This window comes from Paenibacillus sp. OAS669, from assembly GCF_014873645.1.
Classification (GTDB): domain Bacteria; phylum Bacillota; class Bacilli; order Paenibacillales; family NBRC-103111; genus Paenibacillus_S; species Paenibacillus_S vulneris.
Window position 1 is genome coordinate 17717 of record NZ_JADBDR010000029.1, and the last position, 23315, is coordinate 41031.

The 23315-nt window shown below is 48.5% G+C and carries 23 protein-coding genes; 14 read left to right on the forward strand and 9 right to left on the reverse strand.

Going from position 1 to position 23315, the window contains the following annotated elements; genetic code table 11:
* The first annotated feature begins 53 nt into the window (after positions 1-53).
* The 3 genes from GGC63_RS33585 to GGC63_RS33595 all read left to right on the forward strand — a co-directional run bounded on the left by GGC63_RS33585 (position 54) and on the right by GGC63_RS33595 (position 2318).
* Positions 54-1034 (forward strand): M23 family metallopeptidase, encoded by a 981-nt coding sequence (locus GGC63_RS33585; RefSeq protein WP_192705912.1) that lies wholly within the window; start codon positions 54-56, stop codon positions 1032-1034.
* Between the two features lie 32 nt (positions 1035-1066).
* A complete protein-coding gene (locus GGC63_RS33590; RefSeq protein ID WP_192705913.1) occupies positions 1067-1459 on the forward strand; it encodes a bactofilin family protein in 393 nt (130 codons plus the stop codon).
* Between the two features lie 112 nt (positions 1460-1571).
* The gene (locus GGC63_RS33595) at positions 1572-2318 is read left to right on the forward strand and encodes an HAD family hydrolase (protein WP_192705914.1); all 747 of its coding nucleotides are present in this window, start codon (positions 1572-1574) and stop codon (positions 2316-2318) included.
* Positions 2319-2379: 61 nt separating this feature from the next.
* Here the strand turns inward: GGC63_RS33595 and GGC63_RS33600 are convergent, their stop codons facing one another.
* Positions 2380-3939 carry a DUF4153 domain-containing protein gene (locus GGC63_RS33600; protein ID WP_192705915.1) on the reverse strand — a complete coding sequence of 520 codons (1560 nt, stop codon included), beginning with the start codon at positions 3937-3939 and terminating at the stop codon, positions 2380-2382.
* A 36-nt stretch (positions 3940-3975) separates the two neighbouring features.
* Positions 3976-4383 carry a hypothetical protein gene (locus GGC63_RS33605; RefSeq protein WP_192705916.1) on the reverse strand — a complete coding sequence of 136 codons (408 nt, stop codon included), beginning with the start codon at positions 4381-4383 and terminating at the stop codon, positions 3976-3978.
* A 165-nt stretch (positions 4384-4548) separates the two neighbouring features.
* Here GGC63_RS33605 and GGC63_RS33610 point away from each other — a divergent pair, with 165 nt between their 5' ends.
* Both GGC63_RS33610 and glmS read left to right on the forward strand, forming a co-directional pair.
* Complete coding sequence (locus GGC63_RS33610; protein WP_192705917.1) at positions 4549-6345, forward strand: ABC transporter substrate-binding protein; 1797 nt, start codon at positions 4549-4551, stop codon at positions 6343-6345.
* A gap of 268 nt (positions 6346-6613) precedes the next feature.
* Complete coding sequence (gene glmS, locus GGC63_RS33615) at positions 6614-8443, forward strand: glutamine--fructose-6-phosphate transaminase (isomerizing) (protein WP_192705918.1); 1830 nt, start codon at positions 6614-6616, stop codon at positions 8441-8443.
* A 318-nt stretch (positions 8444-8761) separates the two neighbouring features.
* On the opposite strand, the gene GGC63_RS33620 is transcribed toward glmS, so the two are convergent.
* Positions 8762-9613, reverse strand: coding sequence for an SDR family oxidoreductase (locus tag GGC63_RS33620; protein WP_192705931.1), 852 nt, complete (start codon positions 9611-9613; stop codon positions 8762-8764).
* Between the two features lie 168 nt (positions 9614-9781).
* On the opposite strand from GGC63_RS33620, the gene GGC63_RS33625 reads away from it, so the two are divergent.
* Entirely contained in the window at positions 9782-10135 is a 354-nt protein-coding gene (locus tag GGC63_RS33625; protein ID WP_225948683.1) for a winged helix-turn-helix transcriptional regulator, read from the forward strand.
* A gap of 294 nt (positions 10136-10429) precedes the next feature.
* Here GGC63_RS33625 and GGC63_RS33630 read toward each other — a convergent pair whose 3' ends face one another.
* Together GGC63_RS33630 and GGC63_RS33635 are read right to left on the reverse strand one after the other, a co-directional pair.
* Entirely contained in the window at positions 10430-11410 is a 981-nt protein-coding gene (locus GGC63_RS33630) for a BtrH N-terminal domain-containing protein (protein WP_192705919.1), read from the reverse strand.
* The gene (locus tag GGC63_RS33635; protein ID WP_192705920.1) at positions 11394-11963 is read right to left on the reverse strand and encodes a PadR family transcriptional regulator; all 570 of its coding nucleotides are present in this window, start codon (positions 11961-11963) and stop codon (positions 11394-11396) included. The genes GGC63_RS33630 and GGC63_RS33635 overlap by 17 nt, the downstream gene beginning before the upstream one ends.
* Positions 11964-12370: 407 nt before the next feature.
* On the opposite strand from GGC63_RS33635, the gene GGC63_RS33640 reads away from it, so the two are divergent.
* From GGC63_RS33640 to GGC63_RS33655, 4 genes are all read left to right on the forward strand, one after another.
* Positions 12371-12985 carry a TetR/AcrR family transcriptional regulator gene (locus GGC63_RS33640; protein WP_079914514.1) on the forward strand — a complete coding sequence of 205 codons (615 nt, stop codon included), beginning with the start codon at positions 12371-12373 and terminating at the stop codon, positions 12983-12985.
* An 8-nt stretch (positions 12986-12993) separates the two neighbouring features.
* Positions 12994-13332 carry a DUF1801 domain-containing protein gene (locus tag GGC63_RS33645; RefSeq protein ID WP_192705933.1) on the forward strand — a complete coding sequence of 113 codons (339 nt, stop codon included), beginning with the start codon at positions 12994-12996 and terminating at the stop codon, positions 13330-13332.
* Between the two features lie 58 nt (positions 13333-13390).
* Complete coding sequence (locus GGC63_RS33650) at positions 13391-13903, forward strand: SRPBCC family protein (RefSeq protein WP_192705921.1); 513 nt, start codon at positions 13391-13393, stop codon at positions 13901-13903.
* A gap of 689 nt (positions 13904-14592) precedes the next feature.
* Complete coding sequence (locus GGC63_RS33655; RefSeq protein WP_192705922.1) at positions 14593-15585, forward strand: phosphotransferase enzyme family protein; 993 nt, start codon at positions 14593-14595, stop codon at positions 15583-15585.
* Positions 15586-15639: 54 nt separating this feature from the next.
* Here the strand turns inward: GGC63_RS33655 and GGC63_RS33660 are convergent, their stop codons facing one another.
* The gene (locus GGC63_RS33660; RefSeq protein WP_192705923.1) at positions 15640-16158 is read right to left on the reverse strand and encodes a dihydrofolate reductase family protein; all 519 of its coding nucleotides are present in this window, start codon (positions 16156-16158) and stop codon (positions 15640-15642) included.
* Between the two features lie 186 nt (positions 16159-16344).
* Here GGC63_RS33660 and GGC63_RS33665 point away from each other — a divergent pair, with 186 nt between their 5' ends.
* On the forward strand, positions 16345-16707 hold the full coding sequence (locus GGC63_RS33665; RefSeq protein WP_079914518.1) for a winged helix-turn-helix transcriptional regulator: 363 nt from the start codon (positions 16345-16347) through the stop codon (positions 16705-16707).
* Between the two features lie 219 nt (positions 16708-16926).
* Entirely contained in the window at positions 16927-17469 is a 543-nt protein-coding gene (locus GGC63_RS33670; RefSeq protein WP_192705924.1) for a hypothetical protein, read from the forward strand.
* A gap of 156 nt (positions 17470-17625) precedes the next feature.
* Here the strand turns inward: GGC63_RS33670 and GGC63_RS33675 are convergent, their stop codons facing one another.
* Positions 17626-18507 (reverse strand): AraC family transcriptional regulator, encoded by an 882-nt coding sequence (locus tag GGC63_RS33675; protein ID WP_318781159.1) that lies wholly within the window; start codon positions 18505-18507, stop codon positions 17626-17628.
* A 124-nt stretch (positions 18508-18631) separates the two neighbouring features.
* On the opposite strand from GGC63_RS33675, the gene GGC63_RS33680 reads away from it, so the two are divergent.
* Positions 18632-19537 carry a DMT family transporter gene (locus GGC63_RS33680; protein ID WP_192705926.1) on the forward strand — a complete coding sequence of 302 codons (906 nt, stop codon included), beginning with the start codon at positions 18632-18634 and terminating at the stop codon, positions 19535-19537.
* 188 nt (positions 19538-19725) lie between these two features.
* The gene (locus GGC63_RS33685; RefSeq protein ID WP_192705927.1) at positions 19726-20562 is read left to right on the forward strand and encodes an alpha/beta fold hydrolase; all 837 of its coding nucleotides are present in this window, start codon (positions 19726-19728) and stop codon (positions 20560-20562) included.
* Between the two features lie 127 nt (positions 20563-20689).
* Here GGC63_RS33685 and GGC63_RS33690 read toward each other — a convergent pair whose 3' ends face one another.
* Positions 20690-21250 (reverse strand): O-acetyl-ADP-ribose deacetylase, encoded by a 561-nt coding sequence (locus GGC63_RS33690; protein ID WP_192705928.1) that lies wholly within the window; start codon positions 21248-21250, stop codon positions 20690-20692.
* A 162-nt stretch (positions 21251-21412) separates the two neighbouring features.
* Positions 21413-22999: a DUF5050 domain-containing protein gene (locus GGC63_RS33695; protein ID WP_192705929.1), complete on the reverse strand. Its 1587-nt coding sequence runs from the start codon at positions 22997-22999 to the stop codon at positions 21413-21415.
* Positions 23000-23315: the final 316 nt, after the last annotated feature.

Below are 23315 nucleotides of genomic sequence, written 5' to 3' on the forward strand. Positions count from 1 at the left end.
AGTTTCTACCAATATATGCCACAGGAATTCGCAACATACCGAAAGGAGTTATCATGAGGTTCAAGTGGTTTCAAAACAAGCTGACCTTCGTCATCATTCCGGAGGCGAATGAAAGCGTCAAGCGAATCAAATTATCCCGAGCGGTCCTATGCTCCGTCTTGCTTGCCGTCATGCTGTTTGTGGGTACCGCATCGTATGTGTATGTGATTCATTTCCATGCCATGGCTGCAACCCAAGTGACGGAATCCAGGCAGCAGGCGCATAACAGCCGGTTGGAGCAGGATTTAACGAATAAGAACAAAACGATTGAGCAGCTGCAGAATGAAATATTTCAGCTTTCCAGACAGGCATCGGAAGTACGCACCAAAGTGGAGGAAATGAAACAGCTCGAGACCGAGCTTAGGAAGCTGGCTCCCTCCGGCGCTCCCGTATCCACAGGCCCTGTTAAGGCGGCCGCTGCTTTGGCTGCCCAAGGCGGTATGGGCGGGCCGGCCCATCCTGTAACGGCGCAGCAGATGAAGGCACTCGCAAAGCAAACCCGCGAGAGCTACGCCGTGCTGCAGCAGGATATGACCGAGCTGGAGCAGCATTGGAAGCAATCGAAGGAGACGCTGCTGGAAAAAAGGGAGCTTGCCCTGCGAACGCCCGGATTATGGCCGACGGTCTCACGCACCGTCACCTCTCCTTTCGGCTATCGCAAGGATCCTATTACAAGCAAGCTGAGCTTTCATCGTGGCATCGATATCGCCGGTAAAATGAACGATCCTGTCCTCGCTGCCGCGAAGGGAACTGCCATAACCGTCGGCTATGACAAGTTCCACGGACACCATGTCGTGCTGGAGCATGGCGGCGGACTGCGCACCTGGTACATGCATTTGAACGAAGCGCTTGTGCGTCAGGGAGATGCCGTAGAGCGCGGGCAGCAGATCGGCAAGCTCGGCTCTACCGGCCGAAGCACCGGCCCCCATCTGCATTACGAAATACTTCATAACGGGAAAAGCACCGATCCCAAGCCATACTTGCCTGGACTATAATCCAGGATGAATCCTAAGGAGGAGTCTTACCGATGGCCATGTTAAACAAAGCAAAGCCGCAGCGCCGTGCTGCGGGAACCGATACGTTAATCGGGGAAGGAACGTTATGGGAAGGAAGCTGCACGTCGGAAGCGGATATTCGCATTGAAGGCGAAGTCATAGGCGATCTGCGCATTTCCGGTGAAGTCGTTATCGGGGAAAAAGGCGTCGTCCGCTCGGACATCACCGCGAAGGACGTCACGATAGCCGGCAGACTCGAAGGGACGGTAAAGGTAGAGGGGGTTGTCCGAATTACCTCGACGGGCAAGCTGATCGGCACGGTCCAGGCCGGCTCGCTGATCATTGAAAAAGGGGCTGTCTTCCAGGGCACAAGCCAAATGAGCGACGGATCGGAAGATAGGATTTTCCCTTGTGCCGTGGTATAATGGGGCAAACTGACAGCTTAGGCAGCTTTCGGCCGAACGCTGTACGGCTCAACGCCCCATTGCTTGAGCCTGAATCGACCTACTTACTGACACGGAAAACGGAGACCCTTCTATGAACAAACAAACGATCCTTTTCGATATGGACGATACGCTGCTGTACTGCAACAAATTTTTCGATATGGTGGTCGACCAATTTGCCGACTTGATGGAGATGTGGTTCCACACCTACCAAATTCCTATCGTAGAAATCAAACAAAAGCAGGCGGAAATCGATCTGCAGCGCGTAGAGCAATCCGGCTTCGCACCCGATCATTTCCCCCAATCGTTTATGGATGCATACGAGTTTTTCTCCGATATGACAGGAAGACTCAAGAGCGAGCAGGAGCAGCGGCAGCTGCTGGAGCTCGGACGGTCCGTATATGGGCATGACATTGAGCCCTATCCTTTCATGTATGAAACATTAACGCAGTTAACCGAAGAAGGGCACGAGCTTCACTTGTACACCGGCGGGGTGCCGCAGGTACAGATGCGCAAGGTGACGGAAGCCGGACTGGAGCGTTTTTTTGCCGACCGCATTCACATCACCAGGCATAAAACGACCGAGTACCTGGATTCGATTATCCGCAACAACCGGCTTGACCGCAAAGCGACCTGGATGATCGGCAATTCGCTTCGCACGGACATTACCCCCGCGCTCAAAAACGGCATTCACGCGATTTTCATGCCTGCACTTCAGGAATGGGCATATAACAACGTGCAGGTCGATACGGAACCTCAGGGAGCGTTCCTGACCTTGTCGTCCCTCGCGGAAATTCCGGATGCGATCCGCCGCTATACGGAAAACGCAGCGACCGGCTGATTCCCCTGGGGACCGGACGTCAGCTTCCGCTTCGTCCGGTTTCGTGCGGTATCGTTAGATATCACCTCTTCGATGACTTCTCCCAGCTTGCCAGTGCTTCGGCAGCCCTTCGTTGGGAGAAGTTGAATTCCACCCAGGAGCTCCGCTCCCCTCTTCGCAATCGTTCCTTCATGGCCTCCAGCGCATCGGTCGTCTGCTCCATATCCGGATAGCTGCGCTGCAGCTCCAGCAAATAAGGAACCGCCTCATAGCTTAGCGAGCCCAAATAAGAGACATCGATTTTTCCTGTGGCTTCAAACCGCTGCAGATTGCTCGAAGCTACAACCGCATCGACCTGGATGTAATTCAATACCGTATAAGCTGTAATGGCGGCAATGGCATACGGCTGCAGCAGCCGAAAGCTGTCGTTCCACAGCTTGTATAGAGCAATAGCGAATAATACGGCAAGGAAGAGCATAAAGGCATGGACAAGCACTCTGGTGACCGTATAGCCGTAAGCCATCTCGTACATCGACAGCCGGAAGAAGGCGGAGCACAGCATTACGGCCGTGCAGCCCACCAGCATGGCCAGAAGCGTGCGGAGCAGCCGGTCCAGCGCGCGGATGGTCCGATCGACGGCATGAAGGGTTATCATCAGCAGCGTCAAATTCATCACGGTTACAATGACCAGCTCCGCAAAGCCCCGCCGCGCATATTCCGCATAGGTGACCCCGTCCGGAAGCACGGCCGAACCCCCGGCAAAGAAATAGGAGAACTGGACTACGGCAAACAGGATGTACACCGCATTCAGCATGATCAGGACGGTCGCCATAATGGTGCCGTCGATTCGTATAGGTCTGGAATGCGGTACCGGAAGGCCCGGATCCCAGCCTTCCCCTCTCCCTTCCTGCGTTAAGGGAGCCATTCGCTGGATGTCTGTAAGCTTAGGCTTAGGCCTCGGATGCATCAATCCCCATACATATGCGAACAACGCAACGGTCATAAAGACAACCCAGCCGGCATTCCGCAGTAAATAACCGATGCGGATCTCGGCTAACAGCGCAGGCAGCCTGGACAGCGAGCGGTCGAACATCGTATCGGCGGAGGCCAGCAAGGACCCCACCAGCAGCAAAATAGGAAGCGATACGACTATGCCGGCCATCACCTTCCACAGCTGCTGAGACCCCCTCCATTTCATAGTCCCTGACAGGATGCGGGCGACCGATCGTACAGGCATTGGAACATACCGCATACTTTGAACGAAAATCTGATCAAGCGCAGCCACTATAAGGCTTATGTCCAATCGGCGCGAATCCTTCCTGCGCACCAGCCATGTCGTATGTAAGACAATAAGACAGGGGATCAGCAACGCATTAAGCACGGTGAACAAAGCATTGGTAAATGCCGCATACGTGAACGAAAGCAGGCCGATTGGCAGCAGAAGCAGCCAGCTGCGGACTCCCCTCTCCGGTACAGCCTTGATAGACCAATAAAAATAAAGGTAAAAGCCCAGCGTAAACAACGGATACGAAAGTCCCCATTCCTTGTTGGAAAAAAGCAGGAAATGAATCCATGCGCAAACCAGCGCTCCCGCCAAAACTATCATTTCCTGTTTATGCACCGATTGGTTCTCCGTTATCATGTTCCGGTTAACCTCCCTAACATTCGATTTCGTATTTTAATGAAACCAATGCTCCAGCTGCGCTCTCTCCCCGACATAGTCGATAAAGGAAGAAGCCTTTAGCCGAAGAGCCTTCAATTCATTATCCTGCAGTTCCAGATCTACGGTTAAGGAAGAGATCAAGGAACACATTTGCAGCAGCCCGTGGTACGCTGCGGGTACGAGCTCCAGCGCTTTGGCCACAATCTCCTGCTCGGAGGAAAGCCATGACGACTGGCCCCTCGCTCGCAAGTCAGTGTCCTTTTGCTCCTCTAACTCCAGATATAAGCTTGCATAAAACAGGACGGTCTGCGCCGTCTCCGCTATCGTCTCCCGCTCTATAGCCAGTTGGGATTCCTTAATAAACTGTTCAGTCCAATGCATTTGCAGCAGGCGGCTATCCGCCAAAACACTCCACGTATTCACTTGGTAACCTCCTTAAGAAAGCGGTTTGGTGTGACTACGGCTTTCTTTTTTTATTGTAGGCTGTAAAATAGGAATAAAAAGCGCAAGTTTGCAAATGGAAATTTCCTATTTTCGATTCCAATAAACGGTTATTCTTTTTATATATGAAATCATTGAGGTGAAACGATGAAACTAGCCAGCCATTATATAAGATTGCGTGAAAAGCTGCCGCATGTCGGCGAGCATCAGGAGCAAGATATTCTATTAGACGATATTGCGGCTATTCTGGACTGCACCCATCGCAATGCGGCTATGATTCTAAAAAAAATGAACAGCGAGGGCTGGCTCCAGTGGCTCCCCAAGCGAGGAAGGGGCAATCGCTCCTCTCTCTTGTTCCTGACGCCGACGGAAGATATTATTTTGCTGCTTGCCAAGGAGCTTGTGGAACGGAAGGATCTTCACGGGGCGCTGGAGCAGATGAACGTGTCTTCGATTCCGGACTCTCTGAAGGACCATTTTCACAGCTGGCTGAACGGGCACTTCGGGTACAGCAGCGAGGTTCGCGACAGCAAGCGGTTCGATACGCTTCGCTTTCCGTTGACCCAGCCTATCCAATCGCTGGACCCCGCATTTACGAATTTCTCCACGGAGGGGCATCTGGTCAATCAACTGTTCGACAGCCTGGTCCGTTACAACCGGCTGACCCAAACGATTGAGCCTCACTTGGCCCATGCCTGGGAATCCAGCGCCGATCGCTCGGCATGGACCTTCTATCTGCGCAAGGGCGTGATGTTCCATCACGGAAAGGAGCTGGCGGCCGAGGACATTCGCTTTACTCTGGAGCGCCTCAAGCAGTCAGAGGCCCGTTCCTTATACCGGTGGGTGTACCGGCAAATCGAGCGTGTCGATATCATCGACCCGTTAACGCTGACTGTCTATTTGACGGAGCCCAATGAGCTGTTCCTGCAATTTATGAGCACGAACCGCGCTTCCATCATTCCAAAGGACGCCTATGCCGGGTTCAGCACCGAAAAGGAAGGGAAAGAAGCGTTCGCGCGCGCTCCCATCGGCACCGGTCCCTTCAAGCTCACCTATCTGGACGATTCGATGTGCGTGCTGGATGCGTTCCCGACTTATTTTCAAGGACGGGCCCATCTGGACCGCGTCGAGCTGTGGCATGTTCCGGATATGCAGCAGCAGGACCGCTACCGGACACTGGAAAGCTTTCAGATCATTCATAACTACCGGCTGCCGGATGAAGCGGAAAGCCCCTGGCATCAAGTTCAGCAGCAGGGCACGACCTGCAAGTTCGTCACGTTCAACCTGCTCAAGCAGGGGCCGCTCAAGGACCCGGCGATTCGCGAGGCGGTGTACGCCGCCCTAGACCAGCGCAAGCTGCTGGAGCTGCTGGACGGCGATGCTCTCTACGCTGCCGACAGCTTTATTCGGCACACTGCGATCAACCCGCCCGAATCCGATCTTGCTCAGGTGCGCAGTCTTATCAAGCAGTCGGGCTATGCAGGCGAACGCATCACTTTATGCACGATAACGCATTACGAACGGGATGCTCTGCTAGTCCAAACCCTCCTGCGGGAGGCGGGGCTGGCCGTGGAGCTGTCTCTGCTGCCCGTGGAGGAATTCAAGGGCGAACGCAGGCTGCAGGCGGACATGCTGCTCTTCTCGATCATGCTCGATAACGATACGGAGCTGAGACTCATCGATCTGTACAAAAGCATGCAGCATCACCTGGAGCCGGCATGCAAGGCCGCCGTCGAGCAATTCATCGCAGCAGCGCTGCGAGAGTCTCATCGGGAAGGACGGGCCGGACTGCTGCAAAGCATCGAAAGACGGCTTCGTGACGATCATGTGCTGCAATGGCTGTATTTCAAACGGCTCAAGACGATCTACCATTCCTCTGTCAAAGGAATATCTCTCGATTCTCTGGACTGGGTGCAGTTCAAAAATATATGGTATAAGCCGTAATCAAGCCCGCCTCGGCAGAACGTGGGATCCTCCCTCTGCTCCCGCACAGGGCCTCGCCGAATTCCTCTACAAAGAACAATGAAACTGAGCTGACGTAGAGGAATATGTTGAATTTTTGTTACATTTGTTCTTTAAGACGAAGTTTGTCCTAAGTGAGCAGTTGATTTTGCAGAATAATCAGGTATACTTGAGATAAATATTCGTTATAGAGAACGAATGTGCAATTTCATGGGCACAGCCTAAATAAGAACAGGGAGGAAGCCAAGCCATGTGTGGTATTGTCGGGTATATCGGAAGCCGAGATTCGCAGCCCATCTTGCTGGAGGGGTTAAAAAAATTGGAGTACCGGGGGTATGATTCCGCCGGATTAGCGGTGCACACGTCTGAGGGGCTTCATATCGCCAAGTCGAAAGGAAGAATCCAGGAGCTGGAATCGAGACTCGAGCACCAGCCGCTTGTCGGCTTTGCAGGCATCGGGCATACCCGTTGGGCTACGCACGGCAAGCCGTCGGATGAGAATTCGCACCCCCATGCCGATAACAGCATGAAAATATCGGTTGTACATAACGGAATCATTGAAAATCATCAGCAGTTGAAAGAAGAGCTGGAGCAGCTAGGGCATCAGTTCTTGTCGGAAACGGACACCGAGGTGATCAGCCATCTCATCGCCCATTATTATAACGGGAACCTGGTTCAAGCCGTTCAACAGGCGGTCAGCCGCATTCGCGGAGCCTATGCCATCGTCGTTCTGTCCGAGCATGAGCCGGATAAGCTGATCGCGGTTCGCTGGGCGAGCCCGTTAATTATCGGCGTCGGCAACGGTGAGAATTTCATCGGGTCGGATATTCCCGCCATTCTCGAATATACGCGGGACGTCTACATTCTGGGCGATGGAGAGATGGCGGTCATCTCCCGTGATACGGTGGAGCTGATGACGCTTGAAGGGAATTTTATCGCCAAGCAGCTGTTCCGTATCGACTGGGACATTATGATGGCGGAAAAAGGCGGCTACGATCATTTCATGCTCAAGGAAATTTACGAGCAGCCTCGCGCTTATCTGGATACGATGAGAAGCCGGGTAGAAGAAGACAACCAACAAGTCGTTCTTCCTGAAGTGAAGATCGCTCCGGAATCGCTGCGGGAGGTCAGTCACATCCATATCGTAGCTTGCGGAACCGCCTACCATGCAGGCCTTGTCGGCAAGGCCGTCATTGAACGGCTAACCCGCATTCCTGTGGAGGTCGATGTCGCATCCGAATATCGTTACCGTCAGCCGGTCATTCGCGATAATACGCTGGTGATCGTCGTCAGCCAATCGGGCGAAACCGCGGATACCCTGGCCGCCATGCGCGAAGCGAAGCAGTGCGGAGCCCAGGTACTGGCTATAACCAACGTCGTCGGCAGCTCCGTCGCAAGGGAAGCCGATCATGTGATCTTCACCTGGGCAGGCCCGGAAATTGCCGTAGCTTCGACGAAAGCCTATACTTCGCAGCTCATTGCCTTCTATCTGCTGACGCTCTATATTTCGCAGAGCCTGGATACTTCTAATGCTCATGAGCGTATTGAGCTTCTGGAGGGGCTGAAGCAGCTGCCTGGACAAGTCGAGTCCATGCTGAAGCAAATCGAGCCTATCGTTCAAACGGCCAAGCAAATCGCGGCCTATGACGACCTTTATTTTATCGGGCGCGGCCTCGACGCCATGGTGGCACAGGAAGCGTCGCTTAAGCTGAAGGAGATTTCCTACATCCATTCAGAGGCCTATCCCGCCGGCGAGCTCAAGCACGGATCGCTTGCCTTAATCGAAGAAGGCACGCCGGTGATTGCGATCGCTACCCAGGAAGCGCTGCTGGAAAAAACGATCAGCAACATGAAGGAAGTCAAAGCCCGCGGAGCCTATGTCATCGCTGTCGCGATGGAAGGAAACACGGAGATCGTCAAGGCTGCCGATGAGGTCCTCTATATTCCGCGTACCCATGCCCTGCTGACACCGGCATTGTCGGTCATCCCGCTGCAGCTGCTTGCGTATTACGCTGCCTTAACACGGGGCAATGATGTAGACAAGCCGAGAAATTTGGCTAAAAGCGTGACGGTTGAATAGATTTAAAGAGCAGTCCCGGTGATGATGTTGACTGTGAATAAAGTTGTTTAATGTTGCGAAATGAAGGATTGAAAATATGAACAAGGTTGTTGGGATTACAACGCAGTTCTTTCATAATTAATTTGTAGCAGCAAGGCACCGGGCCACTGAGTTGATCAGTGGCCCGGTGCCTGTTGTTTATATGTTTCATGCTTGAATCTCTGTGCCGTTTTTGAATGTGAATCGAATGTTCAAAACCAGCTTCGCCAAGAATCTGTCGTAGTTTCGCCATTAGACCCATTATGGTGAACCGTTGATAAGTAACGGCAAGTTGATCATTTACCCAAGCAAGGAACGGATCGCTTCTTCTAGCGGAGTAGGCGGATGGCCTAACAGTTGCTCCAGATCGTTGCTTACCACTTCCAGCTCTCCTGCGCCGATCTGGTTCTGCATATCAGCCAACATATCGGCAACCGGTTGCGGCAGTCCTGCTTGACTCAGTATGTTGCGGTATGCCTCTTGATCGACATATTGTACCTGCACAGTCCGACCCATAGCCGACGCGAATATCGCCGACAATTCCTCTTGCGTTAACGGCTTGCCCGTCAATTCGTAAACGGCGTTCTCGCGTCCGTGTCCGGCAAGCACTTTAGCCGCTGCTTCGGCATAGTCGCGGCGAGTAGCCCAACCCGTCTTGCCTTCTCCCGAAGCGATGACCCATGGTCCGCCGTTCAGAACCGTCTGGAATGTGGCCATTTCATTTTCCAAATACCAGTTATTGCGCAGTATGACATAGGGAATACCCGATTGCAGGATCGCTTCCTCCGTCTTCTTGTGGCTTTCGGCAAGCGTCAATTTGCTGTTGGTCGCATTTGAAGCGCTTGTGTACGCAATAAAGCCAACATTCGCTTCTTTTGCTGCTTTGATGACTGCCGTCTGCTGACTGACCCGGTTGACAATGTCTTCCGTCGAGATCATAAGCAGACGATCAATACCGGCGAAAGCCGTTACTAAAGAGTCGTAGTCATTGAAGTCTGCTGTACGGACATCGATACCTCGTGCGCTAAGATGCTCGGCCTTCTTCGGATCGCGTACGCTAACGGCGACCTGCTTCATAGGTACAAGCTTCAGTAATTCTTCTACGACTAATCCTCCAAGATTACCTGTTGCTCCGGTTACCAATATTTTCATCATTGTTCCCTCCATCTTGTGTTCGAGTCAAAGATAATTTGCCTTGAGCAATAACTCATTACGTATTTTATAGGGTTCTATGGTATTATAAATATCATACGTAATTTATAACAAGTACGATATTTTAGTATCGTAGGTATCCAAGAAGATACTATAGAGAGGTGCTATATGGCTGATATTATGGAGAAGAACATAGGTATTCAAGGCTGTCCGTTTTTTACGGTTCAGAAGCTGCTGGCGGGAAAATGGGCTTTGGTTATCTTGTATTTTTTGAGCGAGGAGACGCTGAGGTTTAATGAGCTTCAGCGCAAACTGGACAACTTGACACATGCAACGCTTGCGAAGCAGTTAAAGTCATTAGAGCAGTCGGGCTTAATCATTCGTAAGGAATATGCTCAAATCCCGCCCAAGGTGGAATACTCACTAAGCGAACTCGGTCGAAAGCTGCAGCCTAGCTTGAACTCGCTTTTCGAATGGGGCGGCGAATATATGGAATATACGAGCGGCAAACAAATGAACTAAAGCATGCGGGGTGTTTTTTTATGCTGAACGGAATGATGATGAAGAACGGGGCGGTGTGATTTGCCGTCGGCGCTGTCGCATATGCAATTTTTAGGCGCTGTTCAGTACTATCTGCAGTAACCGGAGACTCACGATCAGTGATTTAAACTCAAATCGTAGAACTAACGGTGAAGGTTCGTTCAATGTAGCAACGGCAGTCAAGGACTATATTTTCTTGTCCTTGTCTGTCGTTGTTTCAATTTCTATAGTCAGTCTAAAGCTTAATATATGAATTTTGACGGTAATTCCAATCGGTTATAACAATAACTCCATGGCTGTACGTTCTTTTTCCGCTATCTCGAGCAACAGCTTTGATGCATGCTGCAGCTCCTGAAGGCTCCCTTTTCTTCCCGCATGGTCGATCGAAGCAGAGACATCGACCCATAATGGGGCGATTTCCGTAAACAAACGGCAGGCTTGTTCGATCTTCGGGTCCTCCAGCTGATCAACGCATTCTTTCAGGAAATCCCGGTACAAATTCCGAAACAAAGCTCCACCTGTTCCCGCTCGTTCCATCAGCATTGCGATCAGGGATAGATCCTGTTCGGGATTTTTGACACGAGAAGGCCATTTCAGAATTTCGCTGCTCATCCTGACGATGCCTTTATTTCCGATATTGCGAATAGGCGGGTTCAAGTAGTCAGATGCATTGTTGGCTAAGGCAGCACGTATAGCTGGAATAAGCGGGGGCAAGACGTCGATAGGCTCGATCGTAAAAGAACGATTCCGCGAACTCATAGGCCCCTTAGCATTTCTGGCCAAACCCAGGCTTGTCAAACGCGTCTCTACCAGACCGCCTTGCTGTCTGGTGTCGGCCATGTAGGCATATTCATCATTGTAGCCGTATAGGACCGCATAGTGACCGGCAAAGTGAACCTTGTTCGTGAAATAATCCAAGTAATAGGAATCCAACTTCAGCCCGACTGGTATTCCGCGATCGATGCAATGCCGTACGTTATTCCAGGCTTTGTCGACGGATGACGTTTCTTGATTGTTGACGGTCAAACCCAGCCTAATAGCAAGGTTGGCCGTCAGTATATCTGGTTTTACCCTTCCTCCGATGAAAGGAACATCCATTCCTTTCGAATCCCAATAAATGAATCCTAGCCCTTGCCCTAGTCCAAAAAGCATCGGTTCCGATAGCCGGACTTCCGCAAATTGCAGTAAATTGCCTAAGGCAGTTGTCTCACAATGATCTCCTTGGTAAGGGACGAATCCTTCAACAATGCTTCCCATATTCCCCTGACTCCCCCATTAATTCGTTGAATAGATTGGAAACGAATTTGCGTTCACAGTCGATCAAGATGATCGGATGCAGGAACAGCGCTCTTACGTTCAGCGGCAAATGGTCGCAGCCTTGCGCTTCGTACTTCTGCCGTATTTTGGTTTCAGCAGCTCTGAGAAAATCCAACCTAGCCCGAAGAGCGGCGATGGCCTCGTCTTTTCCTATTAGAGGCAAAGCAGCCAGTCCGAGATCGAAGCGGATGTCGCGCTCCCGTGATGAGGATAGACTGTCAACAATTTCGTTTTTTAATCTGTTCATACCGCTTTCGGTTAGGGCAAACTGAGTCGGAACAGGTCCTTTGCCGAATTTACTGTCGGGTCCATCGGAAACGATCCATCCTTTGGTGCTCAATTTCTTCAGTCCTGTATAAATTGATGTCGTGCCGATATTTGCCCATTCCCGATAACCTCGATGATTGACCATCTTCATAATATCGTACCCCGAAACATGACGGCACTCAGCGACCAATTGCAGCAGTATAAATTCTACGTTCGATAAATGCATGCGGGACTCCTCAGATCATTTTATTCCACATATGTAATATATCACTAGTGTAATATAAGATCAACATCCGAACAGAGGATGGAAATACGGTGGCTGTCGCTGTTTCTATTTTCGGGCACAGTCTAATACTTTACTTTTCTCAAAACAACGGGCAGGATAGCTACAACGCGGAATAGTCTAACGGGAAACAATAAGGCGGCGAAAAAAGTCATCAACAGGAAGCCTGCTCAGCAAGTGCTTCGATAAATCTTGCATACATGGGCCATTACTATACAGTTTTACGACTTACGGGAGGTTTTTTCATTACAAACGAGGTGCAGGCCTCTTGACGATAGGTTAAATTTGGAATAAAATAATGTCAGTCACCACTGACAGACATTTTGTAATCTGCAGAAAGGGAGATGATCATGCGTCAAACTAAGCAAGAGAGCGCGGAGAAATTGTTACGGGCTGCGATCGACCTAATTTCAGAGAAAGGCTACCACAGCGTCACGACAGAGGAAATCGCCTCATCTGCCGATTTAAGCGAAAAGACGCTTTTTCGACATTTCGGTAGCAAGCAAAATTTGCTGGAAGCCGCCCTTGAACGATTTCATTATGCCGAAGAGATGCGAGCACTCTTCAATGAGCAGATTGTATGGGAGTTAGAAGCCGACCTTCTAAGCATCAGCAAAAAATATCATGACATCATGAACCGAGACCGAAAGCTGATTCTGATCGCCTTAAAAGATGAGGTCCACATCCCCGGCTTTAAAGAACGCCGACTGCAGCATCCCCGCCAACTGTTGACGTTTCTAACAGATTACTTCATTACGATGAGCGAGAAAGGAAAAATAACTTGTTCGAACCCCACTATGCAGGCGTTTACATTCATGATGGCTCAATATGGCGCGTTCATTAACGATTTGGAAGCTGGAAACAATTATCCTGGTATCAGTCTCGATCAGTTCATACAAGAGAACGTGAAAATCTTCGTCAGTTCTCTAACTCTTTCCAAAACAAACTGTGAAAAGGAGCTGTAAAAGAAATGATGAATCAGGAAGTTTCCGCATTTATCGAGAACCTTGATCAACCATGGAAAATCGAGGTCAGCAACCAACTACGCCAGATGGTACACCAGGTTATACCGGAAGCCGAAGAACGCATTCAATACAAAAAGCCCCATTTCCTGAAACACGGACATTATGCGGCGGTTATATCACCATCGAAAGATGCCATTGCATTTATGATCATGAATGCTTCCGGCCTTACGTTTCCGAAAGGATTTGAAGGGCCCGACGAGAGGAAATGGCTAAAAATCCGTAAAGAAGATACACCCGATTACGGTCTCCTGGCCAATCTGCTAGTTCAGGCTTCAAGCACTCTGTAGCAAGCTTTCACATTTATCATTGGGCATAGTTTCCCTTCAAAATTAGAGGAGGATTGTCATGGATAACGGTCTGAAACAATCATTTGAAATTGTTATTACGCGTGTATTCGATACCCCTCGCGAACTTGTATTTAAAGCATGGACAGAGATCGGGCATTTCGCGAAATGGTGGGGACCAAAGGGTTTCACCCTCGAAGTCGTTAAAATGGACGCCCGATCAGGTGGCGAGTTTTTAGGCTTTCAGACGTCTCCCGACGGAAATCACGTCATGTGGGGAAAATTTGCATACCAAGAGGTTGTCGAACCTGAGAAAGTGGCTTTTATCCAATCCTTTTCCGATGAGCAAGGCAATACGATCCGAGCGCCTTTTAGTGCGAACTGGCCTCTTGAAGTTATGAATATCATCACGCTAGAAGATGACGAAGGTAAAACTGTATTAAAACTGAAAGGTGGCCCTGTGAACGCATCCGCTGAGGAACAAGAAGCCTACAACGGTATGGCACCAATGCTTCAACAAGGTCTTGAGGGCACTTTCGATCAACTTGCTGATTATCTTGTCTCCCTAAAGTAGAAAAGCGATAAAAAAGTTAATCGACCAAAAATAACTTTAATCACTTTGAACCATTACGTTTCAGCTAAACGGATATGTTAGTTCAATCAAACAGTGGCAGTCTAGGACTTTATTTTTCAGCCTTAGACTGCCGCTGTGTCTGTTTCAAAATGGACAAAGTCTGTGGTTACTTCAGCGGGTTGGGAAGTAAACTTCGGCTATCAATGGTCTGGCTTTTCGCCGCTAGTTGGTGGAGTTTTAAGTCTGTTTGATTTGAAGAGCTGCTATTTTGATTTGCATTACTTGTCAGCCGATCCGCTGGTTTGGTGTCCGGTTGGAATTGTTCTCCCGGCAGCCGCATTTGGGGCTTTTATTAATGATCAATTGATCAAGTACAAAATTGTATTGCATTGAAGTATGTGCCGGTAAAGCAGGGTTCGAATTCCAGGGAGTAAATAAAGAACATGAAAGTACAAGTCGACTCTTTTAAAATACGGGATTTACATATTAAGCACGCCTAATATGTAGATTCTTTTATTTTTCGCGACTTAGGATAAAAAGCATTATCGAGGATCGATGGATGCGCTAACGGTCAGGGAAGTTTGGCTATAGCTTTTTTCTCCCAGAAAGGTTTTGCATGCTTATGATAAGCTGTAATGAAATGGAGGAATTGTTAAATAAACTATTTTTCATAAGGGGCGATGCAACTAATGCTGAAATTGAGGTATCTTTTCAATAATGCAGAATTGGCGGAAATGGTTTTAAAAAATTGGCACTACGACGAGGATTCGATAGGGATGTTTAAGCATTATCGCATATCGTCAAACGCCATTTATCCGTTTAAATCGGAGGGTAAGACCCATCTATTACGTTTTGCACCCAAATCGGAAAAGGTAAAATCGAACATACAGGCGGAACTTGATTTTATTTCGTATTTGCGTAGCAAGCAGTATGGAGTTTTAGAATCGGTTGCATCAAAGCATGGCGAAGAGCTTGTGGAGGTGCGAACTCCTTGGGGGGAATACTATTCCTCCGTATTTAAGCGTGTTTCCGGTGTTCAGCTTAGTAATACCGATATGAGTGACAGGATCCTATTCAGCTATGGAAAAGCTCTAGGAAGGCTCCACCAGCTTTCAAGTCAATATGCACCCGGCCAATACGAAAGATGGTCCTATATGGATGTTCTGAGCTGGATTCAGAATGTGCTCATGGAATTTCCGGAAGAGACGGAAGCCTTACATGAGGTGAAGTTACTTCGAGATTTTTTTGATACGATCCCGAAATCCAGCAGCAATTATGGGCTCATTCATTATGATTTTGAATGTGATAATGTATTTTACGATGAAGAAACCGAGTCATGTAATGCAATAGATTTTGATGACGCTATGTACCACTGGTATGCGATGGATATTGAACAGGCGCTCAATCATTTGCAGGATCACATCTCCTATGAACTAATGGAACAGAAGAAACAATGCTTTATGGACGGTTACCTGACCGAATATGCTATCCCTTATCATTTAGATGAGCTTTTACCAGCATGCAGACGATTTGCTAATTTATACGGCTATGCAAGGATTTTAAGAGCTGCTGAAGAAAAGTGGGATCATGAGCCTGACTGGATGATGAATTTGAGGAAAAGACTGAAAGAAAGGCTGAAAGAAGCATCTATCTCCTTTGGAATTCCACTCTTTGAGAAATAATGACCCCTCAAAAAGGGGTCATGGCGAAAGGTAAAGATCATTCGGCATAAACTTCTAGGACACAGTTCGATCAATCGCATAGCGCAGTTGAACGACGCCGCTGCCGAGGGGCTTGCAGTCCAGCAACTGCACAGGCTTAAAACAATAGTTATCCTTGTCAATCAAGAGATTCAATCCTCTACCTTCCAATACAGGTGCCACGTTGAAAATCACTTCGTCTACAAGTCCCAGGCCCAGGAATGAATTGTGAATATCTGCGCCTCCGCTAATAAGAGCGGTCTGATGGCCTCTCCCCCCCAGGTAGTCCAAGGCTTCCTCCGGCGATCTTACGACCTTTACCCCCGGAATTTCCGCGGCGCTTTTAGAAACTACCACGATATCGATATCGGCAAAGGGCCCCGGTCCGCCGTTACCGCGCATTCCTTCGAAGGTCCGGCGACCGACAATGAAATTCCCTGCAGCTTTGGCATGTGCAAAGAAGTCGTCCAGCGCTTCTTTTTTCGGCGGATTTTCGGGACCGGATTGAGCATAATTGCCATTGGCGGTTAACGTTGCCCATACAATGTTTTTCATATTTTTATTCCTCCTCATATTCGTTGCGATAGTGCTCGGATAGCTGCTGCCACCCGTTCCGAACGTTCTTCTTGAACGTCATGTTGTTCCGTCCTTCCTTCACATCTTAATGGATCTATGCTACATTTGAAAAGTAGTTACATTTAAGTGCAATAGTTTCAAAAAATAAACTACGGAGTGATCATAATGATGGATCGATCCTGTCCCGGTACGGTTGAACCTATCCTGGAAATCTTGGATAGCAAATGGATGCTTCTTCTCCTATTTGAGCTGTTCAACGGGAATCAGCGTTTTGGTGAGCTACGCCGTAAACTGCAGCCGATTAGTCCTAAAACCTTGACCGATCGCTTGCGGCTGCTGGAGGAAAAAGGAATCGTCACGCGCACCCTTTATCCAGGCGTACCCCTGCACGTCGAATATGACCTTACCGAGAGCGGTAAGGCGCTGCAGCCGATTTTTGAAGCGATGTGGACGTGGACCCAAGAGCATGGCGCATCTCTACGGAACAAGACGAACGAGAGGGATCAAGAGGCAGATCGGGTAATGTGAATCGGAACGAAGGTATGATTCAATCAAGAGGATACACCAAAACGCATTGTCAGCAAGAGCGGCAGTGCGTTTTTGGGTGTGCCGCCGTTTCCTTCAAAGGACAAGATCACAGTAGACTGGAAGCTCTCCTTGTCAAGTAGGAAGCTGCCGCATAGAGCACGAATGATATAGGCGTACATACACAACAGTATAGCTATTAGGCAAAAGGAGGAAATGGAGATGAATTCTTCAGCTCAAACAATCAGCAGCATACCCTGGCATCGTCTGACGACCGCCTATGGAAGAGGCACGGACATACCGCAGCTCCTTGAAACCAGGCAATATGAGGAACTGGCCAATTTGATCGAGCATCAAAGCACCTTATGGCAGACAACGCCCTGGGTACTGCTTATGCTCCTGCAGGAGCTGATAAAACAGGAGCCGGAGAAAGTTTCACCGAATGAAATTGAGCTCTACTTGGCAGTTGCTTCAGCAATTGCCGTGGATCACATGAACTCCCAAGGTACAGTTAAGACGATGAACGAATTGCTGGACGAAACATACTTATGGCCGGAGAATGATGAAGAAGACGAATTGCGTTGGGAAGAAGAGGAGCCGCCGGGATATGAGAAAGAAGCCTTTTTCAGCTATTATTATTTCAGTTATATGCTGCTGAAGGATGCGTTCCCCATTTTTACCGCTATAATGAACAGCAATGATCAGCTTGCCCCTGCTATTCGAGAGCTGCTGCGTATGCTCGAGCCAGAGGCTGTCAGTGAATAGAATGGACGAGACGGCATTAAAGGATCTGGAGCCACACATCACATAGTGAAACCGGCCTAAAAAACAGGCTGGTTCACTATGCTGATGGACTCATTACATATCCTCAGGCAGGCGGTCACGTTCGTGCTTCGACACCCCTTATCGCGATTTCTGAAATCAATTTGTACTTTTTTGCTTTTTATATGCTAGCGGCGTCATGTTCATTGATTTTCTAAATTGATGGATGAAGTAGCTTGTACTATTGAATCCTACCTGATAAGCAACATCTGTGACATTGTTCTCGGGCTGCTGCAGTAAAATCAGACTTTTTTGAATGCGGTATTCCATCACATAATTCAAAGGTGTCGTCTTTAGAAAACGTTTGAAATACCGGCAGCATTCGGACCTGCTCAATTGTCCGGCCCTCGCTATCTCCTCTAAACTTCCCCTCTCGGCAAAATGCAGATGGATCCACTCCAGCATGCTCTTCATTTTTTTGCTCCTCAACACCTCGGTTTCTTTGTACTCTAATGAAAACCCATTAACAACCAAATTTTTCCACATGTGAGTTAACTGTATTGCAATATCTATTTCATATAAAGATGGACTTTGCTGAATCAGACGGTCTATCTCCAGAATTGACTTTATCATGTTGTTCGACCAATCTTCCTTTGCAGTCAGGAGAATGTAAGATAAATTGGTCGCCTCTATATATGGATATACATAGGTTCTATAAAGCTCTTGAGAGAGAACAAAGCTCGGGGAAACATTTAAGCAAATATAGGCGCATCCGGAATGGTTATCATCTTTTGCCATGTGCAGGCGGCCACTGTTAATAAATAATCCTTCTCCTTCGTTCAGGGCCACTTTTTCCTCCTGTATTTGGAAGATGGCTTGTCCCTTCATAATAAGAACAAATTGAAACTCATCATGCCAATGCATGGGTATATATCCATTATTATTATGACTAATCGTTGTGTGATAACATGCGATCGGTAACACGGTGGTACGATGCTCCGTTAGCTCTTTATAGTTTTGATCCACTGCGAAATCTTTTATTTGCATATATAACAACCTCAATATATTTATATTTTATCATCTGATTTTACTATCTATTTGTACCTTTTCCCTTTATTATAGTCGAAGCAAGTCACTATTTTTATATTTTCTTGGAGAGTCGATTATGGATAGAAGGAAAGGTCTGTTTTTCATCATTACTGGTGCTATATTTTGGGGGATTAGTGGAGCTGCTGCCAAAAAGCTATTCCAGCAATACGGCATCGATATGGGCTGGCTCGTTACGGTCCGGCTGCTTATTGCAGGTTTACTGCTTCTGGCAGTATCAGCCTTTAAGAAAGGCAGTACCAGCATATTTGAAATCTGGAAAAATAAAAGTTTCTCTTTTCAACTCATTATTTTCGGATTCATTGGTACGCTCGGGGTTCAATATACTTATATGGCTTCTATCGAAAGGGGAAACGCTGCCGTAGCAACATTATTACAATATTTGGCTCCGGCCATCATTATTGTATACTTATTGGCCAGTAAACAAGCTGCTCCAACAAAGAAAGATATGCTTACGGTGTCGCTTGCATTAATTGGTTGTTTTTTCTTACTAACAAAGGGGTCATTCTCTCAATTATCCGTACCGTTGGATGCAGTGATTTGGGGAGTACTTTCCGGGTTTGCCCTTGCCTTTTATACCTTATATGCTGTTCGCTTCCTCAAGAAATACGATTCGCTAGTGATTGTTGGCTGGGCAATGGTAATCGGGGGAGCCGTGTTAAGTTTTATCCATCCGCCTTGGCACACGAATTTTTCGAGCTTGCCATTTGGAGCCTATTTCTATTTGATTTTCATCATCCTTTTTGGAACTATGCTGGCCTTTTGGTTTTACATCGAAAGCTTACACAGTTTGTCACCCAAGGAATCCGCTCTTTTGGGAAGCTTAGAACCACTAGCAGCTGTCGTAACAACCGTCTTTTGGCTGAAGGATTCCTTCGGCTGGTTTCAATGGATCGGGACCCTTTGCATCATGGCTATGATGCTTATCTTAGCTTTTAACAGGGACGCTTCATCAAACCGTTAGGCCAATTAAGATCATTACTCAAACTGATCAATTGCATCGGAATCTCGTGATTGTTGCTTCACGGCGGGAAAGGTACACTTTGAATAGAACAAACAACACCATCGAGCCAGCTTACATGGTTTCAACCGTTGTCCGTTGGAAGCTTGCAGTCCATCATTTCAGCCATTAAGGCTTGGGAGGTTTTCGATATGCCATATGTGGAAACTAAAGATTCGACGCGGCTTTATTACAAGGATTGGGGTTCCGGCAAGCCTGTCGTATTTATTAGCGGATGGGCGCTCAGCTCCGAAATGTGGAACTATCAGATGATAGATTTAAGCACTCGGGGCCTTCGATGCATTGCGTATGACAGACGGGGGCATGGACGATCGGATGATCCGGGGCAGGGCTATATCTACGATACCCTCGCCGATGATCTATCTTCGCTCCTGGAACACTTGGATCTTCACGATGTGATGCTTGTTGCCCACTCTATGGGCAACGGAGAGCTGGTTCGGTATTTGACACGCTACGGAAGCGAACGTGTTAGCCGCTGTGTATTTATCGGAACTGCATTGCCCTTCCCGTTGAAGACGGAGGATAACCCTATGGGATTCGATAGAACCCGGGTGGAGATGACTCGATCCGAATGGAGAAGGGACTTCCCACGGTGGGTGCAAGAGAATGCAGCTCCCTACTTCGGCGGAGGGCTGCCGGGCCGCTCGGTTTCTCCCGAATTGACGGAATGGACGAAATCGGATATGTTCCGAACGTCGCACAAAGCGATTCTCGATTGCAATCAAGCGCTCATCGAGACGGATTTTCGCGCTGAGTTACGGGAAATATCGCTGCCCTCCCTCATCATTCACGGGGATAGCGACCGCTCTTTTCCCGTAGAGATGTCCGGGATGATAGCTGCACAGCTTCTGCCCCATAGTCGCTTCATCATATATGAGAACGGTCCTCATGGACTTTACATCACCCATATGGAACGTTTAAATAGCGATCTTTTGTCCTTTGCGCTGGAAGGGCAGTCCTCTTTATAAAGGCGTTCTATCATGTGGTTAATTTTGTAAAGTCGAGGAGTGCTTCAGAGCACTGTTCCTTGAGAGAGTCGCTTAGGCATCGAGGCGCATACCTGATCAGAAGTGCCTACGATGCCTTCTCGGCTTCTTACGGAAGACTCCTTTTACTCTTTTCTTTCAATATACTATGATAAATGTCAAAGTTAACCTCATCAAAGCAGACAAATAAAATTCTCTTAATGGTTCTATCGTTATTATTCACGAACTTAAAAACTTCTTCCGTCGCTATGTTGGCCGCTAAATCTTTTGGAAATTTATAAATTCCTGTACTAATATTCGGTAAAGCGATACTCTCTACATTCTTGGACTCTGCTAAATTAAGCGTGTTTCTATAACAATTTCTTAACTTTGCCTCCTCGCTATTACTTCCACCGTTCCAGACCGGACCAACCGTATGTATTACATATACAGCTCTAAGATTGCCAGCTGTAGTAATTACTGCTTCTCCCACAGCACAACCGCCTCTTTGGTTACGGATCTTTATACATTCATCTAAAATAGCCTTACCTCCAGCCCGATGGATTGCTCCATCCACTCCTCCTCCTCCCATTAAACTAGAATTGGCAGCATTTACAATTGCATCAGCCTCAACCTTTGTTATATCACCTTTGATTAACTGAACCAATGTTTCTTTAACGAGAACTTCCATGAGTTTCCCCCCAATAATAACGATCTTCAAATATGTTGTGCTTCCCACACAGATAAACGCTTATGCCGAGTACTATTCCCAAGGCTTAATAAGTGCCACTATCTTGAGAGCAAAAGCATCGGGCTGCCAACCGGCAGCCTTTTACTGAAACATCGCTCCCTTTCAACGTATGAGTTCTATCGAGGAATCCCTGGAATCCTGGAGCAAAATTCCATTGTCTGACGTAAGTACACGAGAGATCGGATCCGCCACACTCAGCAGCAGGCGGCCTGAGCCGTCTAGCAGCACGACGCCGTAGTCATCTTGCTCGCCAAATCTGCACACGAGCCGATCGTTCAGCACTTGAACACCAGCAACTGGCGTCGTCCATACGCGCGGGTCTTCCCCGTTCGGATCAGCCTGGTACAGCTCGAAGCGGTTCGCTTCCTTCTTGGTTGTATAAAAGACGTTGCCGCCAATGCTGTCGAACCATGACACCGCATGGTCTGACAGGCTCGTCTCGCCGCCCGTACCATCCAGCGCCGATGAGTATAGCCTGCCGTCCTCGTCTTTTACATAGTACAGCTTGTTATCGATGATCCGGAATCGGCTGACACCGAAGTCGATGATCTTCTCAGTCTTATTCGTCTTTAAGTTGATTTTATAGAGTTTATTGGTGTCAGAGCTACTGCGGGAAGCAAGCACGAACACATCCTCTCCATGGACAGCAAGGAGGGAAGCGGCGTCACGCGGAGCTCCTAACGAGATACCGTCGGACATAACCGCATACATCAGATCCGCGTCACCTACACGTTTACCGCTCATCTTTTCCTCGCCCGGCTGCGACAAATAGAGATTGCCGCCCTCAAACGCTGAAGCGCCCAAATTCATGATTAATGTTCCCAACGGCGTCTCGCGGAAATCGAGGTAGCCTTGGTGTACCAGCTCCGCTTTCCCGTCGTCACCGATTTTCACGAACTCATCGTGACCCATAATTCCTCCCCCGAGGTGATAGGTAAACCAAAGGGCATTGTCACGGATTTGAAAGGATACTTGCTTTTGCAGCCCTTGTGAGGTTTGGATGCTATAGGAATACATCTCTTCCTTATTGGACGGCTGCTGCAAGGGAGCCCGGTATATGTGATTCGTCGTGCCTGTCGTCTCGACAAAATAGATATAGCCTTTGTAAAGGGCAACATCATTCTCCCCGGCATCGGCAGGAAGGCCGATCGTTTGCAGCTGCGGATTATGGGATAAGATGCTAAGGCCGCTTCTATCCTCCCAACGGTAATCCCATCCGAATTCGTCATGCGCAAAGCGCCAGGTCAATGGAAAATACGTCACATCCCGGAAGCTTAACAATGGATATTCCTCTTTGGAATTGTCGATCGTCTTGCCGTTGATCATGACGGCCGATGCGGGAACCTCTGCCGTGTACGCGGCCGCGTTGCGGCGATCGGACTGATAAGGCGCGTATGAAGAGGCCACACGGCTCTGCTTAATGTTCAAGCCGTCGTTCGGCGACCAAGTCGCCTCCAAACCGAGCAATCTTGAATCATACCACGTCATCGGCACATACGTGATATCGCGATAAACGAGCAGCGGGTATTCACGGTACTGATTTTCCACTGTATGACCGTTCAAATTCACCACAAAATCCGGCAGTGTGACCCTCACGCTGGCATCAGCCGCTTGACTATGCCCCGCAGGCGCCAACAAGCTCATACACAATGTAAACATGATAGTATAGCTAACCCATTTTGGCCTCATCACAACGTCATCTCCTCTCTGTTGATTTAAACGCAGGTCGTGATTAAAAGTTACTGCCCCTCATTTTACCACCCGAACCGCCGATAATTTGGATGTTCAATGTCGGTTCCTTCATTACCTTCATTCCCTCCATTGAATCCCGAAAAATAAAGTTCGGGAAAAGAAGGGATCTTATCCCAGGAGACTGGATCGGCTCGGACGCAAAAAAACACCCGCCTTCTGGGACTGTTGACAAAGTACGGCTAGGGATTAAATTCCCTAGCCGTACTTTACTTTTGGCGTATTTCCTCCTGAATTATTACGATTTTCGGTGGCT

Excerpts from the sequence above, each read along its gene's own strand:
- glmS (WP_192705918.1), top strand. The coding sequence starts at position 6,614 with ATGTGTGGTATTGTCGGGTATATCGGAAGCCGAGATTCGCAGCCCATC.
- GGC63_RS33645 (WP_192705933.1), top strand. The coding sequence starts at position 12,994 with ATGAATCAGGAAGTTTCCGCATTTATCGAGAACCTTGATCAACCATGG.
- GGC63_RS33690 (WP_192705928.1), bottom strand. The coding sequence starts at position 21,250 with ATGGAAGTTCTCGTTAAAGAAACATTGGTTCAGTTAATCAAAGGTGAT.
- GGC63_RS33685 (WP_192705927.1), top strand. The coding sequence starts at position 19,726 with ATGCCATATGTGGAAACTAAAGATTCGACGCGGCTTTATTACAAGGAT.
- GGC63_RS33680 (WP_192705926.1), top strand. The coding sequence starts at position 18,632 with ATGGATAGAAGGAAAGGTCTGTTTTTCATCATTACTGGTGCTATATTT.
- GGC63_RS33620 (WP_192705931.1), bottom strand. The coding sequence starts at position 9,613 with ATGAAAATATTGGTAACCGGAGCAACAGGTAATCTTGGAGGATTAGTC.
- GGC63_RS33625 (WP_225948683.1), top strand. The coding sequence starts at position 9,782 with ATGGCTGATATTATGGAGAAGAACATAGGTATTCAAGGCTGTCCGTTT.
- GGC63_RS33660 (WP_192705923.1), bottom strand. The coding sequence starts at position 16,158 with ATGAAAAACATTGTATGGGCAACGTTAACCGCCAATGGCAATTATGCT.
- GGC63_RS33665 (WP_079914518.1), top strand. The coding sequence starts at position 16,345 with ATGATGGATCGATCCTGTCCCGGTACGGTTGAACCTATCCTGGAAATC.
- GGC63_RS33590 (WP_192705913.1), top strand. The coding sequence starts at position 1,067 with ATGGCCATGTTAAACAAAGCAAAGCCGCAGCGCCGTGCTGCGGGAACC.
- GGC63_RS33650 (WP_192705921.1), top strand. The coding sequence starts at position 13,391 with ATGGATAACGGTCTGAAACAATCATTTGAAATTGTTATTACGCGTGTA.
- GGC63_RS33635 (WP_192705920.1), bottom strand. The coding sequence starts at position 11,963 with ATGCATTTATCGAACGTAGAATTTATACTGCTGCAATTGGTCGCTGAG.
- GGC63_RS33630 (WP_192705919.1), bottom strand. The coding sequence starts at position 11,410 with ATGGGAAGCATTGTTGAAGGATTCGTCCCTTACCAAGGAGATCATTGT.
- GGC63_RS33600 (WP_192705915.1), bottom strand. The coding sequence starts at position 3,939 with ATGATAACGGAGAACCAATCGGTGCATAAACAGGAAATGATAGTTTTG.
- GGC63_RS33585 (WP_192705912.1), top strand. The coding sequence starts at position 54 with ATGAGGTTCAAGTGGTTTCAAAACAAGCTGACCTTCGTCATCATTCCG.
- GGC63_RS33655 (WP_192705922.1), top strand. The coding sequence starts at position 14,593 with ATGCTGAAATTGAGGTATCTTTTCAATAATGCAGAATTGGCGGAAATG.
- GGC63_RS33610 (WP_192705917.1), top strand. The coding sequence starts at position 4,549 with ATGAAACTAGCCAGCCATTATATAAGATTGCGTGAAAAGCTGCCGCAT.
- GGC63_RS33640 (WP_079914514.1), top strand. The coding sequence starts at position 12,371 with ATGCGTCAAACTAAGCAAGAGAGCGCGGAGAAATTGTTACGGGCTGCG.
- GGC63_RS33595 (WP_192705914.1), top strand. The coding sequence starts at position 1,572 with ATGAACAAACAAACGATCCTTTTCGATATGGACGATACGCTGCTGTAC.
- GGC63_RS33695 (WP_192705929.1), bottom strand. The coding sequence starts at position 22,999 with ATGAGGCCAAAATGGGTTAGCTATACTATCATGTTTACATTGTGTATG.
- GGC63_RS33670 (WP_192705924.1), top strand. The coding sequence starts at position 16,927 with ATGAATTCTTCAGCTCAAACAATCAGCAGCATACCCTGGCATCGTCTG.